16 protein-coding genes and 1 tRNA gene are annotated in these 15,887 nt (G+C 61.4%); 12 read left to right on the top strand and 5 right to left on the bottom strand.

Features of this window, described 5'->3' with window-relative positions; all coding sequences use genetic code 11:
* Positions 1–46: 46 nt before the first annotated feature.
* Both PspS04_RS09340 and PspS04_RS09335 read right to left on the bottom strand, forming a co-directional pair.
* Positions 47–1,378, bottom strand: coding sequence for a D-arabinono-1,4-lactone oxidase (locus tag PspS04_RS09340; protein WP_162530225.1), 1,332 nt, complete (start codon positions 1,376–1,378; stop codon positions 47–49).
* Positions 1,379–1,463: 85 nt separating this feature from the next.
* A complete protein-coding gene (locus PspS04_RS09335) occupies positions 1,464–1,850 on the bottom strand; it encodes a c-type cytochrome (RefSeq protein WP_159994764.1) in 387 nt (128 codons plus the stop codon).
* A gap of 421 nt (positions 1,851–2,271) precedes the next feature.
* Between PspS04_RS09335 and PspS04_RS09330 the strand changes: the two genes are divergently transcribed.
* Together PspS04_RS09330 and PspS04_RS09325 are read left to right on the top strand one after the other, a co-directional pair.
* Positions 2,272–3,897 (top strand): NADP-dependent glyceraldehyde-3-phosphate dehydrogenase, encoded by a 1,626-nt coding sequence (locus PspS04_RS09330; protein ID WP_159994762.1) that lies wholly within the window; start codon positions 2,272–2,274, stop codon positions 3,895–3,897.
* A gap of 30 nt (positions 3,898–3,927) precedes the next feature.
* Positions 3,928–5,007: an FUSC family protein gene (locus PspS04_RS09325; RefSeq protein WP_174244571.1), complete on the top strand. Its 1,080-nt coding sequence runs from the start codon at positions 3,928–3,930 to the stop codon at positions 5,005–5,007.
* 7 nt (positions 5,008–5,014) lie between these two features.
* Here the strand turns inward: PspS04_RS09325 and PspS04_RS09320 are convergent, their stop codons facing one another.
* Positions 5,015–5,908 (bottom strand): DMT family transporter, encoded by an 894-nt coding sequence (locus PspS04_RS09320; RefSeq protein ID WP_095169273.1) that lies wholly within the window; start codon positions 5,906–5,908, stop codon positions 5,015–5,017.
* Between the two features lie 132 nt (positions 5,909–6,040).
* Between PspS04_RS09320 and PspS04_RS09315 the strand changes: the two genes are divergently transcribed.
* Positions 6,041–6,478 carry an Lrp/AsnC family transcriptional regulator gene (locus PspS04_RS09315; protein WP_095169274.1) on the top strand — a complete coding sequence of 146 codons (438 nt, stop codon included), beginning with the start codon at positions 6,041–6,043 and terminating at the stop codon, positions 6,476–6,478.
* A 57-nt stretch (positions 6,479–6,535) separates the two neighbouring features.
* Positions 6,536–6,865, top strand: coding sequence for a YceK/YidQ family lipoprotein (locus PspS04_RS09310; protein WP_159994760.1), 330 nt, complete (start codon positions 6,536–6,538; stop codon positions 6,863–6,865).
* A gap of 65 nt (positions 6,866–6,930) precedes the next feature.
* Here the strand turns inward: PspS04_RS09310 and PspS04_RS09305 are convergent, their stop codons facing one another.
* On the bottom strand, positions 6,931–7,602 hold the full coding sequence (locus PspS04_RS09305; RefSeq protein WP_095169276.1) for a Bax inhibitor-1/YccA family protein: 672 nt from the start codon (positions 7,600–7,602) through the stop codon (positions 6,931–6,933).
* Positions 7,603–7,726: 124 nt separating this feature from the next.
* Between PspS04_RS09305 and PspS04_RS09300 the strand changes: the two genes are divergently transcribed.
* From PspS04_RS09300 to PspS04_RS09275, 6 genes are all read left to right on the top strand, one after another.
* Positions 7,727–7,814 (top strand) — tRNA-Ser (locus PspS04_RS09300).
* 292 nt (positions 7,815–8,106) lie between these two features.
* A complete protein-coding gene (locus tag PspS04_RS09295; protein WP_159994758.1) occupies positions 8,107–8,751 on the top strand; it encodes an NAD-dependent DNA ligase in 645 nt (214 codons plus the stop codon).
* A 62-nt stretch (positions 8,752–8,813) separates the two neighbouring features.
* Entirely contained in the window at positions 8,814–9,017 is a 204-nt protein-coding gene (locus PspS04_RS27650) for a hypothetical protein (RefSeq protein ID WP_095169278.1), read from the top strand.
* A 317-nt stretch (positions 9,018–9,334) separates the two neighbouring features.
* Positions 9,335–9,898 carry an FMN reductase gene (gene msuE / locus PspS04_RS09285; RefSeq protein WP_095169279.1) on the top strand — a complete coding sequence of 188 codons (564 nt, stop codon included), beginning with the start codon at positions 9,335–9,337 and terminating at the stop codon, positions 9,896–9,898.
* 10 nt (positions 9,899–9,908) lie between these two features.
* Entirely contained in the window at positions 9,909–11,096 is a 1,188-nt protein-coding gene (locus PspS04_RS09280; protein WP_159994756.1) for an acyl-CoA dehydrogenase family protein, read from the top strand.
* Between the two features lie 8 nt (positions 11,097–11,104).
* Positions 11,105–12,208, top strand: coding sequence for a sigma-54 interaction domain-containing protein (locus PspS04_RS09275; RefSeq protein ID WP_095169281.1), 1,104 nt, complete (start codon positions 11,105–11,107; stop codon positions 12,206–12,208).
* Positions 12,209–12,258: 50 nt separating this feature from the next.
* Here the strand turns inward: PspS04_RS09275 and sfnG are convergent, their stop codons facing one another.
* Positions 12,259–13,359 carry a dimethylsulfone monooxygenase SfnG gene (gene sfnG / locus PspS04_RS09270; protein ID WP_159994754.1) on the bottom strand — a complete coding sequence of 367 codons (1,101 nt, stop codon included), beginning with the start codon at positions 13,357–13,359 and terminating at the stop codon, positions 12,259–12,261.
* 393 nt (positions 13,360–13,752) lie between these two features.
* Between sfnG and PspS04_RS09265 the strand changes: the two genes are divergently transcribed.
* Together PspS04_RS09265 and PspS04_RS09260 are read left to right on the top strand one after the other, a co-directional pair.
* Positions 13,753–14,985, top strand: a complete 1,233-nt coding sequence (locus tag PspS04_RS09265) for an acyl-CoA dehydrogenase family protein (protein ID WP_095169283.1) — start codon at positions 13,753–13,755, stop codon at positions 14,983–14,985.
* 223 nt (positions 14,986–15,208) lie between these two features.
* Positions 15,209–15,886, top strand: a complete 678-nt coding sequence (locus tag PspS04_RS09260; RefSeq protein ID WP_095169284.1) for an SOS response-associated peptidase family protein — start codon at positions 15,209–15,211, stop codon at positions 15,884–15,886.
* Position 15,887 lies beyond the last annotated feature (1 nt).

The following is a 15,887-nucleotide window of genomic DNA, read 5'->3' as shown; positions in this document are numbered from 1 at the left end:
ACACCAAGCCCTGCGGCCCCAGTGAGGAAATTGCGTCGATCGATGCTCATCCACTGACTCCCAGGATCGATGACAAATGCGCGTTGAGGAACTTGCCGCCAGGGTCTAGCGCATCGCGAACCTCACGAAACTCCTGCCAGCGCGGGTACAGCGCTTGCAGGTTACGCGCGTTCAAACTGTGCAACTTGCCCCAATGCGGGCGGCCGGCGTACTTCCAGAAAATCGGCTCGATGGCCGCGAAGAAGTTGTGATGGTCCATCTGGTAATGCTGATGCACCGAGATCGAACAACTGTCGCGCCCCTCGAACATGCTCAGGGGGATGTCATCCGCTTTGACGTAGCGGTACTCGATGGGAAACCAGGTGCGCAGGTCCTTGTCCGTGATCAGCTTGATGATCTCGCGCAGGCAGGCCGGGCCATGTTCGGCCGGCACCGAGTACTCCATTTCGTTGAAACGTACCGTGCGCACATTGGCATAGATGTCGAAGGAGTCACCGACCCGATCATCAAAGTTGGCAATGTGCCGCAGACTATTGAGCAAGGTACGACGGGCATCAGGGAAATCACTGACGTACTTGTCGAACTTCTCGATGAGGTTGACGAATTCATTGCCCCCCTCCTCCTCGGCACTGATCGGCGGGGTCACAGGATCGGTGGTTTCGTTGAGGGCCATCGACAAGGCGTAGTCCGAATGGGTGACCACCAGCATTTCCCAGTGCTGGTTGTCACGGGTGTGTTTTTCCACGTCCTCCAGCAGCTCTTCGGTCTTGGCGATCCACTGGTGTTCGCGCAGGCGGTAGGCGGGGCGATTTTGCATGCGGATCTTGCTGACCACCCCCAATGCCCCCAGCGACACCCGCGCCGCGTTGAATACCTGCGGGTTGTGGCTGCTGTCGCAGTCAAGCACCTCCCCCGTGGCCGTGACCAGTTGCAAACCGGCGACGTAGGCGGAATAGGAGGGAAACTGCTTGCCGGTGCCATGGGTCGAGGTGGAGATCGCACCTGCCAGGGTCTGGTAGTCGATATCGGCCATGTTGCTCAGGCCCTGGCCGACTTCCTTCAAGGCCAGGCCCATGCGCGACATCGGCGTGCCGGCGCCAAATTCGGCCTGCAGGGTCTGTGGATCATGACTGAGCAGGCCGCTGAAGTTGCTCAGCGACAACAAGGTGCCATCGGTGGGCACCAGGGCGCTGAACGAGTGCGCCGAACCCACCGGGCGAATCTTGCCCGGGGCGCGGCCGATCACCTGCACCAGTTCATCCAGATCCTTCGGCGCCAGGCGAGCCTCGGGCAGGCAGCTCTGGGCACCCGACCAGTTGCGCCAGGGAATCAGGCGTGGCGCGCGCACCAGCTGTGCCAGCACCGGGTTGCTGCTCAAGGCCGTCAGGGCGCCGACCAGGCTGGCCCGCTGCAGAAGCTGGCGTCGTGTGAGGTCCATCGTCATCAATCCCACCTTGTGCTTTTTATTGGAGGTGTTGGCCGGACATGAAGCTGATCAGCGCCAGGAAATCGGCTTCGCTGCATTGCATGCACATGCCCATCGGGGGCATGCCGTTGTGGCCGTTGATGGTGTGATCCAGCAGGCTGTCCACGCCTTGTTGCAGGCGCGGCTGCCACGCTACCTGGTCGCCGGTCAGCGGCGCGCCCGAGGCCGGGTTGGCGTGGCACAACTTGCAACTGGTGTCGTAGGTGCGCGCCAACCCGGCATCGACGGGCATGCTCGCGGCTGCGGCCACGCGATCAGGTGCGCTCTTTGGCTCCTCGCCGCAGCCACCCAGCACCCCGAGCACCAGCACCAGCGCCGCCCCACGCCAGGAAAACCGCCACTCGGCTCGAATCAGTGCCCACATAAGTTTCCTCACTTGTTCTGCGCCGCGGTCTGGCGCATTTTTTGTTGTAAAGACCGGCCACTGAACACTAAGGCAGTCGCTGTCTGAGGTTGAGGGCATTGGGGGTCAACAAGGGGGCTTTCGAGGCCATGCGCGTCGAGCTGCCCCCGACCAAGGCGTGACGGTTTGTTACACCCGCGGCGCGCCAAATCGACTACTCTTGGGCCAGACGTTTACAGCAAAACCGCTCTAGAATGCACTTTAGCGGGAAGGTAGCCGACCTTGTAACAGCTGGCGAAGCCTGCGTTCGAGTGCGCACGAAGTGGATTGATCACCAGCAGCTTGCTAGGCGTATAACCCATAGAGCGATATTTTGCCTGCACGCCGTCTGCCGACCCCAGGTCCTCAGCCAGCGTGCCCACATCCAGTACGGGGTAGTTTCATGAGCACACAAAACATTCTCGGCACACTGTTTCCTGCTCTCGCCGACATCCCCGAGCCGTACCGCCCTGGTGAACCGATCGAGCAACGCGAGTACCTGGTGGAGGGCACCCTGCGCACGTGGAACGGCCCACTGGCGGTGGTTCGCAGCCCGGTGTACCTGGACGTCGACGGGGTCGACGAACAAGTCATTCTCGGCAGCACCCCGCTGCTCGATGCCGAAACCGCCCTCACCGCCCTCGACGCCGCCGTGCGCGCCTACGACCGGGGCCAGGGCAGTTGGCCGACGATGCGCGTGGCCGAGCGGATCCAGCATGTGGAGGCGTTCCTGGGGCGCATGCGCGAACAGCGCGCGGCCGTGGTCAAGCTGTTGATGTGGGAAATCGGCAAGAACCTCAAGGACTCGGAAAAAGAGTTCGACCGCACCTGCGACTACATCGTCGACACCATCAACGCCCTCAAGGAGCTGGACCGTCGCTCCAGCCGCTTTGAACTGGAGCAGGACACCCTCGGCCAGATCCGCCGCGTACCGCTGGGCGTCGCCCTGTGCATGGGGCCTTACAACTACCCGCTCAACGAGACCTTCACCACCCTGATCCCGGCGTTGATCATGGGCAATACCGTGGTGTTCAAGCCCGCCAAACTGGGAGTGCTGCTGATTCGCCCGCTGCTGGAAGCCTTCCGCGACAGCTTCCCGGCCGGAGTGATCAACGTGATCTACGGCAGTGGCCGCGAGACCGTCAGCGCGCTGATGGCCAGCGGCAAGATCGACATCTTTGCCTTTATCGGCACCAACAAGGCCGCCAGCGACCTGAAGAAGCTGCACCCCAAGCCCCACCGCTTGCGTGCCGCCCTGGGGCTGGATGCCAAGAACCCTGGCATCGTGCTGCCCGAGGTTGATCTGGACAACGCGGTCAACGAAGCCGTCACCGGCTCGCTGTCGTTCAACGGCCAGCGCTGCACCGCGTTGAAAATCCTGTTTGTGCATGAAGAGGTGGTCGACCGCTTCATCGAGAAATTCAACCACAAGCTCGCCACCCTCAAGCCCGGCATGCCCTGGGAAAACGGCGTGGCACTGACGCCACTGCCGGAGTCGGGCAAGGTCGACTACCTGCGCGGCCTGGTGGATGACGCCGTACGCAAAGGCGCCAAGGTGATCAACGCCAACGGCGGCCAGGCCCGTGGTTCGTTCTTCTACCCGGCGGTGCTGTACCCGGTGACCACCGACATGCGCGTCTATCAGGAAGAGCAGTTCGGCCCGGTGGTACCTATCGTGCCTTATCGTGATCTGGATACGGTGATCGACTACGTCTTGGAGTCAGACTTCGGTCAACAGCTGAGCGTATTCGGCACCAACGCCGCCGAAGTGGGACGCCTGGTGGACACCTTTGCCAATCAGGTCGGCCGCATTAACATCAACGCCCAGTGCCAGCGTGGCCCGGACACCTTCCCGTTCAACGGAAGGAAGAATTCGGCTGAAGGCACGCTGTCGGTACACGACGCCTTGCGTACGTTCTCGATTCGTACCCTGGTGGCGACCAAGTTCCAGGAGAGCAACAAAACCTTGATCAGCGACATCATCCGCGGCCGGGAGTCGAGCTTCCTGACGACCGACTACATTTTCTAGCACACGACTCAAGGACACCCCGGCAACCCGATGACCGCCTTTCGCTCACTGCGCCTGCCACCCTTGTTGCGGCGCCTGCTACGGCCCTTGCTGGACCCGTACCGGCGCTACCGCAACGCCCGGGTGATCCACGCCATCCGGGTCTCGCTGGGTCTGCTGGCGACCATCCTGCTGACCACGGGGATCAACCTGCCCCATGGCGAATGGGCGTCCGTCACCATGCTGGTGGTGATCGGTGGCCTGCAACACCACGGCAACATCGGTAAAAAAGCCGCCGAGCGCGCCTATGGCACATTGATCGGGGCCGCCGTGGGGTTGCTGCTGGTGCTACAGCAGGCCTGGCTTGGCCTGCCGTGGCTGACCTACTTCGGCATGTCGGTGGTCTGCGGCTTCTTCTCCTACCACGCCATTGGCAAGGGCGGTTATACCGCGCTGCTGTCGGCGATCACCGTGTTCATCGTCGCCGGCCACGGCGACAACCATGTCACCGATGGACTGTGGCGTACCGTGGATATCCTCATCGGCATCGTCCTGGCCCTGGCATTTTCCTTCGCCCTGCCGCTGTATGCGGTGTACTCCTGGCGTTACAAACTGGCTGGGGCACTGCGTGACTGCGCAAGCATCTACAGCCGGATCATCAGCGGGCAGTCGGTAACCGACGACCACTACCTCAAACTCCTCGGGCGCTTGAACGGCGTGATGGTGCAACTGCGCTCGCTGATGCCCTCGGTGTCCAAGGAAGTACGCATCTCCATGACCGAACTGGACGCCCTGCAACGCAACTTGCGGCTGTGCATCAGCACCCTGGAAATCCTCGCCAACACCCGCCCCGACACCCGCGATGAACACGCCATGGCGCAGATGCAACTGGCGCTCAAAGCCGAGCATCGCGAGATTCGCCGCCTGCTGATCGGCATGGCGCGCGCCCTGCAATCGGGCGCCACCGAGCGCCTTGAACGCAACAGCAGTGAGCCGCTGCTGCAAAACGCGATGGAGGCGCCGGTGTACAGCGCTCTGGACGGCTACCGGTTGTTGACCCGGCAACTGGCAAACAACCTCAACGAGATGCGCCAGCGCCTGGTCAAGTCGGCACCCCACTGGAAGATCTGAGAAGCGCTCAGGAGGTCACGGCTTTGCGAGTGGCGCTGCCCCAACCTTGTTGCATGCCGGCAGCCGCCAGCAGAATCGCCGCCACTCCGATCCATTGCAGCAGCTCCAGGCGATGACCAAAAGCCAGCCAGTCGACCAGAATGGCAGCGATCGGGTAGATGAACGACAGCGCTCCGGTCAACGCGGTCGGCAGTTTCTGAATTGCGCCGTACAACAGCACGTACATCACCCCGGTGTGGACAATGCCCAGGGTCAGCAGGCTGGCCCAGGCCGTCGAGTGTTGTGGCAACGCCGACCAATTGGCCCAGGGCGCCAGCAACAGCACGCCGGTGCAGACCTGGATCAGCGCAATCAAGTGCGGCGGCGTGCCGGTCAGGCGCTTGATGATCAGCGCAGCAAAGGCGTACAGCAGCGCCGCGCCCAACGCCAGGGCAATCCCCAGCAGGTACTGATCGCCGCCCGCGCCCTGCTCGCCATGGGCACTGACGATCGCCAGCATCCCGAGAAACGACAGCCCCAGCCAGGACAGCTTTTGTATGCTGATCTTCTCGCCGAGGAACAACGCCGCCAGCCCCACCAGCATGAACGGCTGCACGTTGTACACCGCCGTGCCGATGGCAATCGAAGCCCGCGAGTAGGAAGCAAACAGCAGCACCCAGTTACCGACAATCGCCACCCCGCTGAGTACGGCCAACAGGAAGGTGGTGCGACTCAGCAGGCCCGGACGCAAAAAACCGAACATCGCGCAAATCAGCAACAGGGTCGCGGCGCCGAACACGCAGCGCCAGAACACCACATCCAGTACAGGCTGGCCGCTGACCAGCACGAACCAGCCGATGGTTCCGGAAATCAGCATGGCGGCGGTCATTTCCAGCGAGCCGCGGCGAAGGGTGTTGTCCATGATCAGGTTCCTCGTTGTGAGCGCAAAGTATGGCGCTGAGGTATCTGCCGCCTCCATGGCCAAATGCAGGCTAAACTGCGGATTCACCTTTTTTATCAAGGCAATTTTGAGTTATTGCCTAAGAGGCTTCAGATGACTGACGACATTGATCAACTGCTGATCAGCGCCCTGATGCAGGACTCCCGGCGCTCGCTCAAGGCCCTGGCGCAGATCAGCGGCCTGTCCTCACCCAGCGTCGCCGAGCGCCTGCGCCGCCTCGAAGAGCGCGGCGTACTCACCGGCTACACCGTCGAAATCGACCCCAAGAGTTTTGGCTACCAGTTGCAAGCCATCGTGCGCATCCGCCCACTGCCCGGCCAGTTGCAGCATGTCGAACGACAGATCCAGGCCATCCCCGAGTTCACCGAATGTGACAAGGTCACCGGCGACGACTGCTTCATCGCGCGCCTGCACGTGCGCTCGATGGAACAGCTCGACACCCTGCTCGACCGCCTCAACAGCTACGCCGAGACCAACACCGCGATCGTCAAGAAAACCCCGGTCAAACGCCGCCTGCCGCCGATGGCGTGAGTGTGGTCCGACGCACAACGGCGTAGAGTGCAATTTTTCCGGCGAAGGATTGGCGGCATGAAAATTCACGGCGTGCTCCTGGCAACGATGCTGCTGTCAGGCTGCGGAACGGTACAGACGGTGGTGCGCAGCGACGAAGCGGCGGCAGCCAGCCTCAAGGAACAGAAAAGTTACTGCGGCGCCGTACCCCGAATCTACAGCGGGGTGACTTATGACTTCTGCACTCTCTACGCACCGCTGAAGGAAGGCATCGACGCGCAAAAACACGACAACGGCACCATCATAGTGTTGATCGATGCGCTGATTTCCGGCGTGCTGGACACCGCCCTGCTGCCATACACCATCTACCGGCAGCAGGCCGACGGCAGCATCATCGTCACCGAGTGAAGCCCGGCCGAATGCCAGGCAAAAAAAACCCGCCGAAGCGGGTTTTTTAGTATCAGGAGCGTCGATCAGTCATCGCGGCTCATGATGCCGAACAGCTGCAACAAGCTGACGAACAGGTTGTAGATCGATACATACAGGCTGATGGTCGCCATGATGTAGTTACGCTCGCCGCCATGGATGATGGCGCTGGTCTGGAACAGGATGCAGACCGAGGAGAACAGCACGAAGCCAGCGCTGATCGCCAGTTGCAGGCCGCTGATCTGGAAGAACATGCTCGCCAGCACCGCGCCCAGCAGGACGAAGAAACCTGCTGTGATGAAACCACCGAGGAAGCTCATGTCCTTGCGGGTAATAAGCACATAGGCCGACAGGCCGCCGAACACCAGAGCAGTCATGGCGAAGGCCGAGCTGACTACTTCAGCGCCGCCCTGCATGCCCAGGTAACGGTTAAGGATCGGGCCGAGCAGAAAGCCCATGAAACCGGTCAGGGCAAAAGCCGACACCAGGCCCCAGGCCGAATCACGAAGTTTGTTGGTGAGGAAGAACAGGCCATAGAAGCCGATCAGCACCACAAAGATGTTCGGATAACCGACCCGCATCTGCTGCGCCACGAACGCCATCACACCGCTGAAGGCCAGGGTAAGGGCGAGCAAGCCGTACGTGTTGCGCAGGACGCGGCTAACCTCTAGCTGCTCAGCCTGCACGCTGTTATTAACTGCGTAATCCTGTTCGCGCATGGCGACACTCCTGTAGGTTTGAAACGTTCAGTCGCAAAGATCATAACAGACGCTCTGTAACTAGCTATGCAGAGAGTTTGACAGTGTGTTTCATTCGGGTATTATGGCGCCCGCAAAGCAGTTTGGAAGCGTGGCCGAGTGGTTTAAGGCAACGGTCTTGAAAACCGTCGATGGGCAACTATCCTAGAGTTCGAATCTCTACGCTTCCGCCACATTTATACGACAAAGCCCTGATTATTCAGGGCTTTGTCGTTTCTTGGGTTTGGCTTTCCTGTCACCCCTGCGCTGATTTTCCCTGATGGAACAGCCAGAAATCATTGTTGATTCCCGGTCATCTCCCTGGCGTCCTGCCAATCGAACACCCATCCCAATCGCCCTGATTCATGACAACAAACTGAAGCGCGTAACATGCTATTAGAAACAAATCCGGCCGGGTTGATGCAGCCATCTGGCCCGGTGGATACTTAAAGCTCTCGCTGCACCACATCACGACAAGGAATTCAGATGACCGACATTCACGGCGAATTCGAGCGAAGCAAGTACTTCCATCGCTCGCGGATCGACAGGCGTTCAGCGGATGCACTCGTTGGCTTGGCAGCAGGCCTCGCCGCCGACGGCGTCGTATCGACCGCCGAAGGGCTGTTCCTCAGGGATTGGCTGGAGACGAATCTGGCCCACCTTGATGATCCGGTCATCAACCTGCTTTATTCACGCCTCGCCAATATGCTCCTGGACGGGGTGCTGGATGCAGACGAATCCCTTGAGCTAATCGGTCTGCTGCAAGGGTTTTCTGGCCTGAGCAGCGAAAAACCCAAGGCTGGCGATCACACCTTCACCCCGCCCAATGACCTCCCCTTCAATCACCCTGAACCCGCTATCACCTGGGACGGCAGTGTGTTTGTTTTCACCGGAATCATGGCCTATGGACCGCGTAAAGACTGTCAGGTCCTGATGGAGGAGCGTGGCGGCATCATTGGCGGCGGGGTCAGCAAGAAAATTCATTACCTGGTGGTTGGCAGTATTGGCAATGACCAGTGGCGCCATAGCACCTATGGGACAAAGATAATCAAAGCGGTCGAACTCAGAGAGGCCGGCTCCCCTATCGCCATCATCGGTGAGCAGCAATGGCAGCGTGCCCTTTTTGGCTGACGTATTGAGCTGGACAGTCCGACGCGATCTGCTGCAACGCGATGCCCTGCAAGGGTTCCTGAATGCCAAACAAACCACCGGAAAGCAAAGTGACAACAACCGCTGCTGACATTGAGCGATCTATCCAGGCCCTGAACAAAATGGCCGAACGTCTTTGGGGCGATGGCAGGGAGGCTGAGGCGAAAGCCCTTCTGGATGCATTGGACGCGCTGAACCGAGCCCTGGATCGAATAAGGATTGGCGAGAGTCGCAGAGTGCTTCATTGAGATACCCCAAGCTAAGCCCGTACTCGATCAATCGCGGTCCGAAAAGGGCCAATGCGGGCTTTAAGCTAATAACTAAAAAGTATTTATTGAGTGTTTTTTAGATCATCTACATTCCCCCCACGAGCTGCGCAATGTTGTCCCAGCAACAGCGATCCCCGCTGTTGCCAGGGCAACAGTCGCCCAACAGTTCGCTGCCCAAGCAACAGCAGTTGCCCTGTAAAAACACCATAAGCGTTTGATTTATATGATTATTCAAACCATGGAACGACTCTTGCTCTGACGGCTGTACATCCCCTACTCGCACAGGAACACAGCCCATGAGCACCCCACTAAAAGTCGTCGCCGTTTCCGGTGGTACCTTTCGCCCTTCGCGCACCCTGGTGCTGGTCCAGGCCATTGTTGCGGAGCTGGCTCGCTACCTGCCCATCGACAGCCGCATCATCGAACTGGGCGACATTGTCCGTCCGCTGGGCAGCGCCCTGTCCCGTCAGGAGCTGCCGGAAACCGTCGAGTTCGAGTTGCAAGCCATCGAATCGGCGGACCTGCTGGTGGTGGCGGCGCCGGTCTACCGTGGTTCGTACCCGGGCCAGTTCAAGCACCTGTTCGACCTGATTGGCCACGATGCACTGATCGACACCCCGGTATTGCTCGCGGCCACGGGTGGCAGCGATCGGCATGCGCTGGTAATCGATCACCAGTTACGCCCGCTGTTCAGCTTCTTCCAGTCCGTGACCCTGCCCTTGGGCGTGTATGCCTCGCAGGCTGATTTCAGTGACTACCAGATCACCAGTGAAGCGCTGAACACCCGCATCCGCCTGGCCGTGGAACGGGCTGCGCCGCTGTTCAGCGCCCATGCCGCCGACCTGCGCAAGACAGCCTGAGGAGCCGCTCGTGACCGCCATCAATCGATCTCGACTGCAAACCCCGCTGCAGATCGCCCGCACCCTCGCGGCCGAGTTTTCCCGCACCGCCGCCGAACGCGACCAAGTGGGTGGCACACCGAAGGCCGAGCGCGATGCGTTGCGCCGCAGCGGCCTGCTGGCGATGAAAATCGACCCGCAGTACGGCGGCCTGGGCGCCAGTTGGAGCGACACCCTGGAGGTGGTCCGCGAGTTCGCCAGGGTCGACAGTTCGATCGCCCATGTATTCGGCTTCCAACACCTGATGCTGGCCACGGTGCGCCTGTTTTCGCGGCCCGAACAATGGCAGCCGTGGTTCGAGCAGACCGCGCGCAACAACTGGTTCTGGGGCAATGCCCTGAACCCGCTGGACACCCGCACCCTATCCAAACAGTTTGCTGGCTACCGCGAGTTCTCCGGGCGCAAGAGTTTCTGCTCCGGCTCCGCCGATTCGGAAATGCTGATTGCCTCGGCGCTGCATGAGTCCACCCAGGGCAAGCTGTTGATCGCCGCCATCCCCAGTCATCGCACCGGTATCACCTTGCATGGTGACTGGGACAACATCGGCCAACGCCAGACCGACAGCGGCAGCGCCACCTTTGAACGGGTGCGCGTGGAAGAAAACGAACTGCTGCTCGATCCCGGGCCGCTGAGCACACCCTTTGCCTGCCTGCGCCCGCTGATTGCCCAACTGACCTTCACCAATATCTTCCTCGGCATCGCCGAAGGTGCCTTCGAAGAGGCGCGCAACTACACCCTCAAGGAAACCCGCCCCTGGTTCAAGGCCAGCGTCGAGCAGGCCAACCAGGACCCCTATGTGCTGCGCCATTACGGCGAGTTCTGGGTCGGGCTCCAGAGCGTGCGCCTGCTCACCGAGCGCGCCAACGCCTTGCTCGACCAGGCCTGGAGCAAAGAACAACGGCTCGACGCCGAGGAGCGTGGCCAACTGGCGCTGGCCATCGCTACGGCCAAGGTCGCCGCCACCCGCACTGGCCTGGACCTGGCTAGCCGCCTGTTCGAAGTCACCGGCGCCCGTGCCACCCACGCCGCGCTGCGCCTGGACCGGCATTGGCGCAACCTGCGCACCCAGACCCTGCACGACCCCGTGGACTACAAGCTCCACGAACTGGGTGACTGGGCGCTCAACACGGCCCTGCCCACTCCGACCTTTTACTCATAGGCCCGACCATGCAACTACTCACGCTGCCGCCCTCTCCTGCCCTGGCCACCTCGATACGCGCCACCGCGCAAGTGTTCGAAGACCCCAAATCACAGGCACTGCTGGCGCACCTGCAACAAGTCGCCCCCAGTGATGCCAGCGTGTTGATCATCGGCGAAACCGGGACCGGCAAGGAACTGGTGGCCCGTCACCTGCACAACCTCAGCGCCCGGCGCAACAAGCCGTTTATCGCGGTCAACTGCGGCGCGTTCTCCGAAAGCCTGGTGGAAGCCGAACTGTTCGGTCATGAAAAAGGCGCCTTCACCGGTGCCCTCAGCGCCAAGGCCGGCTGGTTCGAGGAGGCCAACGGCGGCACCCTGTTCCTCGACGAGATCGGCGATTTGCCGATGCCGATCCAGGTCAAGTTGCTGCGGGTGCTGCAGGAGCGTGAAGTGGTGCGCCTGGGTTCGCGTAAAAGCATCCCGATCGATGTGCGGGTGCTGGCAGCAACCAACGTGCAGCTGGAAAAAGCCATCAACGCCGGACACTTTCGCGAGGACCTGTACTACCGGCTGAACGTGGTCAGCCTGGAGCTGAGTCCACTGCGCGAGCGGCCCGGGGATATTCTGCCGCTGATCCGTCACTTCATCGCCGAATACAGCCGCCGCCTGGGCTACGGCGAAGTGGCGCTGGACAGCGAGGCCGAGCAGAAGCTGGTGGGCTACTCCTGGCCGGGCAATATCCGCGAGCTGGAAAACGTCATTCACCACACCCTGCTGATCTGCCGCAATCACCTGATCCGCGTCCACGACCTGCACCTGTCCAACTTGCGTATCGAGCGCCAGGACGCCAGCAGCAGCGCCACCGACGACAGCGCCGACGCTTTGTTGCAGCAAGCCTTCCAGCGCCTGTTCGAGGAAGAAAGCGGCGCCCTTCACGAACGGGTCGAGCACGCGTTGCTGCGCGCGGCCTATCAGTTCAGCCACTACAACCAGGTGCACACCGCGAGCCTGCTGGGGCTGAGTCGCAACATCACCCGAGCCATGCTGATCAAGGTCGGTGAATTGGTGGTCAACAAGCGCCGCCCGACCCAGGATGGCCAGGCGGTGAAAGTCGCCAACCTGTCGATCTGAGCCAGGCCACTGCGCTCATTCAGGCAAAACAATGTCGACCCTGGTGCCCTTTACGCCAATGCCGCGGACTGGGTCGCGAGCGCCTCGCGCTCCAGCTCACGCACCAGCGGCAACACCTTGCGACCGAAGTACTCCACCTCTTCGTGAAAGTGCAGGAAACCACTGAGTACCAGGTCCACGCCCACGGCCTTGAGGGCGACGATCCGCTCGGCAATCTGCTGTGGCGTACCGATCAGATTGGTCTTGAAGCCATCGTTGTACTGCACCAAGTCTTCGAAGGTCGACTTGGCCCAGTTACCCTCGCCTTCGGGGCTGGAGGCACCGGCATTTTTCGCCTCGCCACCAAAACCGTTGACCGCTTCCGGGTCGGCCTTGGCGATGATTTCCTGCAATACCGCGCGCGCCTGCGCTTCGGTTTCACGGGCGATGACAAAGGCATTCACGCCGATTTTCACCGAGTGGCCATTTATCGCCGCCTTCGCGCGGATATCGTCGACCTGGGCCTTGATCCCTTCCACCGTGTTGCCGTTGGTGAAGTACCAGTCGGAGACACGCGAAGCCATGTCCCGCGCCGCGCGCGAGCTGCCCCCCTGGAAAATTTCCGGGTGCGGTTGCTGCAACGGCTTGGGTTTGAGCGTGTAGTTGTGGAAGCGGTAGAAATCACCGTGAAAACTGAAGTTGTCCTCGGTCCAGATGCCCTTCAGCGCCCGGATGAACTCTTCGGAACGACGATAGCGCTCATCATGGTCCAGCCACGGCTCGCCGATCGCGCGGAACTCGCCCTTGAACCAGCCCGAGACAATATTGACCGCCACCCGGCCATTGGTGAACTGGTCGATGGTCGCCAACTGTTTGGCCGCCAACACCGGACTCCAGGGACCCGGCAGGATCGCGGCGATGACCTTGAGCTTTTCGGTAGCGGCCAACAGCGCGTGACTGATGGTCACCGATTCGTGCTGGTTTTCCGCGCCATAACCGGCGGTGAAGCGGATCTGCGACAAGGCGTATTCGAAGCCGGCCTGTTCGGCAATTTGCGCCAGCTTGCGGTTGTAGTCGATATCCCAGCTGGTGCGCTGTTCGATCTTGCTGACCACCAGCCCGCCGCTGACATTGGGCACCCAGTAGGCAAACTTGATGTTGTCCTGGCTCATTGCATGTACTCCTGCTGGCAGAGGCCACCGTGGCACCTGCAACAGGACTAGAGCAGCAACCGTGCCACCTGAATTAACCATTATTAATCAAATAGTTATGTGTATTTTCTGCGAAAGCCAAGTGTCGCCCAGCGCACAGGCTGTTGATCAACTGTTGCGCGCACAACACTGGCGTGCGAAGCCCTGCGCCGCGATGCGCCCTGGTCGTTGTTGCCGGGCGGTCAGCACTTCAGCAAGTTGCCCGCCAGGCGACAGCCGTGAGCAGCGGGAATCCCGCCGAATCCCCTGTTATCGCGGGGTTTGCCACGCCAGGCACGACCTGTGCACTGGCAGCAGGACGCAACAGCTGCACTGCGTTGTTGCTTCTCTTGCCTTCGATTAAGGAACTGCCCCATGACCATCCAGCAGCAGCACCTGCCCCTTGCCAGTGGCGCCGACTACCAGGCCCTGGCCGAGCGCTTCCGGCCGATCTTCGCGCGCATCGCTGCCGGCGCCCTGCAGCGCGAGCACAGTCGCAGCCTGCCCTTTGAGCCTGTGCAGTGGCTCAAGGAAGCCGGCTTTGGTGCCGTGCGCGTACCCGTGCAGTACGGTGGCGCGGGGGCGACCCTGCCGCAATTGTTCGAACTGCTGATCGAGCTGGCCGCCGCCGACTCCAACCTGCCCCAGGCGTTGCGCGGGCACTTCGCGTTTGTCGAGGACCGCCTCAACGCCCAGGCCGACACGCCGCAGGACCTCTGGTTCGAACGTTTTGTCCAGGGTGAGCTGGTCGGCAACGCCTGGACCGAAGTCGGCAGCGTGAAGATCGGCGAGGTCGGCACCCGCGTCTCGCGCCTGGGTGAGCAGTGGGTGGTCAGCGGCACCAAGTACTACAGCACCGGCAGCATCTTTGCCGACTGGATCGACCTCTACGCCCAGCGCGATGACAACGGTGCCGACGTGATCGCCGCCGTGCGTGTGCAACAGCCGGGCATCAGCCAGAGCGACGATTGGGACGGTTTTGGCCAGCGCACCACCGGCAGCGGCACCTCAGTGTTCGTCAACGCCGTGGTGGAGCCCGAGAATCTGTTGGACTTCGCCACCCGCTTCAAATACCAGACGGCCTTTTATCAACTGGTGCTGCTGGCGGTCCAGACCGGTGCCGGGCGCGCCGCCGTGCTCGACATCAGCGAAGAAGTGCGCACCCGCAAACGCGTCTTCAGCACCGGCAACGCCAGCCACGTCAGCCAGGATGTCCAGGTGCAGCAAGTGCTGGGCAAGGCTTCGGCGCAGGTCTACGCCGCCCACGCCACCACCCTGCGCGCGGCGACGGCCTTGCAGTTGGCGTACGAAAGCCGCTTCGCCCAGGACCCGGTCGCTGAACGCGCCGCCAACATCGCCGCCGAACTGGAGTCGGCCCAGGCCCAGGTGGTCATCGCCGACCTGGTGCTGCGCGCCACCAGCGACCTGTTCAACGCCCTCAGCGCCTCGGCCACCAGCACCACCAAGGCCTTCGATCGACACTGGCGCAACGCGCGCACCGCCGCCTCGCACAACCCGCTGATCTACAAGGAACGGATCATCGGCGACTGGGAAATCAACGGCACTGAACCGCCGTATGTCTGGCAGATCGGCGCTGGGTCTAAATAGGACGGGGCTTGTAGGAGCAAGGCTTGCCCGCGATGGCGAACCTTCGTCCGCCATCGCGGGCAAGCCGCGCTCCTACAGAGGTGCGTTGCACCTAACTTACCCCGCTGGTGAAGATTGGCCCTGGATTTGCAGTGACTGTAATCGTTATGACCCACGACCCGGGCAAGATCGGGAAAACAGCGGGTCTACTTCGGGCAGCTAGCATCCGACGGGCAGGTGAACTATGTGTGGTCATTTTGTTCAGCACGAGGGCATGGCGGCCTTCATCGCAGCGTTAAACCCCAAAGGCGCGGTGCCTACCGGCTACCAGAACCAGTCGCTGCGGCCATTCAACGTCGCGCCAGCCAAGTGCGCGCAGGTCCTGCACGGTTGCGAGGACGGGCTTCATATTGATGCCGTGCGTTGGGGTTGGGCGCCTTTTGGGGCACGCGGCAAGCAACCTGATTCAGTGCAGATGCCGGTGGAAACCGTTTCGACGCAGACCGATTTCAGGTTGCTCTGGCCCAATGGCCGGGCCGTAGTGCCCAGCGATGGCTGGTACGAGTGGGTGGATGATGCGCAAGCGCCGCATACCCCGCACCTGTATTTCATGCGCCTGCGAAGTCGTCAGCCGATGTTCTTTGCCGCACTGGCCCACATCCATCGTGGAGATGCACCGCACCAGGGGGGCGGCTTTGTGATCCTGACCACCGCTGGTGACACGCGCATAACCCGCATTCACCACCGCAGGCCACTGGTGCTGGCAGCGGACCATGCCAACGAATGGCTTGACCCGATGCTCTCGCCCCAGCGCGCCGAAGAAATCGCCAGGCACCATTGCCTGCCCTGTGCAGATTTTGAGTGGCTCCAGGTCAACCTGGCCCTGGACAACACCGCCAGTCATTTGCGCCGCTCCGCATGAG

Source organism: Pseudomonas sp. S04, from assembly GCF_009834545.1.
Classification (GTDB): domain Bacteria; phylum Pseudomonadota; class Gammaproteobacteria; order Pseudomonadales; family Pseudomonadaceae; genus Aquipseudomonas.
Note: the sequence above shows the minus strand (reverse complement) of the source record. Positions and strands in the feature narration are given on the sequence as shown.

What these genes read in the sequence shown, in the direction of transcription:
- PspS04_RS09335 (WP_159994764.1), bottom strand. Translation starts at nt 1,850, where the DNA reads ATGTGGGCACTGATTCGAGCCGAGTGGCGGTTTTCCTGGCGTGGGGCG.
- PspS04_RS27650 (WP_095169278.1), top strand. Translation starts at nt 8,814, where the DNA reads ATGCCAAACAAACCACCGGAAAGCAAAGTGACAACAACCGCTGCTGAC.
- sfnG (WP_159994754.1), bottom strand. Translation starts at nt 13,359, where the DNA reads ATGAGCCAGGACAACATCAAGTTTGCCTACTGGGTGCCCAATGTCAGC.
- PspS04_RS09330 (WP_159994762.1), top strand. Translation starts at nt 2,272, where the DNA reads ATGAGCACACAAAACATTCTCGGCACACTGTTTCCTGCTCTCGCCGAC.
- PspS04_RS09310 (WP_159994760.1), top strand. Translation starts at nt 6,536, where the DNA reads ATGAAAATTCACGGCGTGCTCCTGGCAACGATGCTGCTGTCAGGCTGC.
- PspS04_RS09260 (WP_095169284.1), top strand. Translation starts at nt 15,209, where the DNA reads ATGTGTGGTCATTTTGTTCAGCACGAGGGCATGGCGGCCTTCATCGCA.
- PspS04_RS09295 (WP_159994758.1), top strand. Translation starts at nt 8,107, where the DNA reads ATGACCGACATTCACGGCGAATTCGAGCGAAGCAAGTACTTCCATCGC.
- PspS04_RS09275 (WP_095169281.1), top strand. Translation starts at nt 11,105, where the DNA reads ATGCAACTACTCACGCTGCCGCCCTCTCCTGCCCTGGCCACCTCGATA.
- PspS04_RS09265 (WP_095169283.1), top strand. Translation starts at nt 13,753, where the DNA reads ATGACCATCCAGCAGCAGCACCTGCCCCTTGCCAGTGGCGCCGACTAC.
- PspS04_RS09325 (WP_174244571.1), top strand. Translation starts at nt 3,928, where the DNA reads ATGACCGCCTTTCGCTCACTGCGCCTGCCACCCTTGTTGCGGCGCCTG.
- PspS04_RS09315 (WP_095169274.1), top strand. Translation starts at nt 6,041, where the DNA reads ATGACTGACGACATTGATCAACTGCTGATCAGCGCCCTGATGCAGGAC.
- PspS04_RS09320 (WP_095169273.1), bottom strand. Translation starts at nt 5,908, where the DNA reads ATGGACAACACCCTTCGCCGCGGCTCGCTGGAAATGACCGCCGCCATG.
- PspS04_RS09305 (WP_095169276.1), bottom strand. Translation starts at nt 7,602, where the DNA reads ATGCGCGAACAGGATTACGCAGTTAATAACAGCGTGCAGGCTGAGCAG.
- msuE (WP_095169279.1), top strand. Translation starts at nt 9,335, where the DNA reads ATGAGCACCCCACTAAAAGTCGTCGCCGTTTCCGGTGGTACCTTTCGC.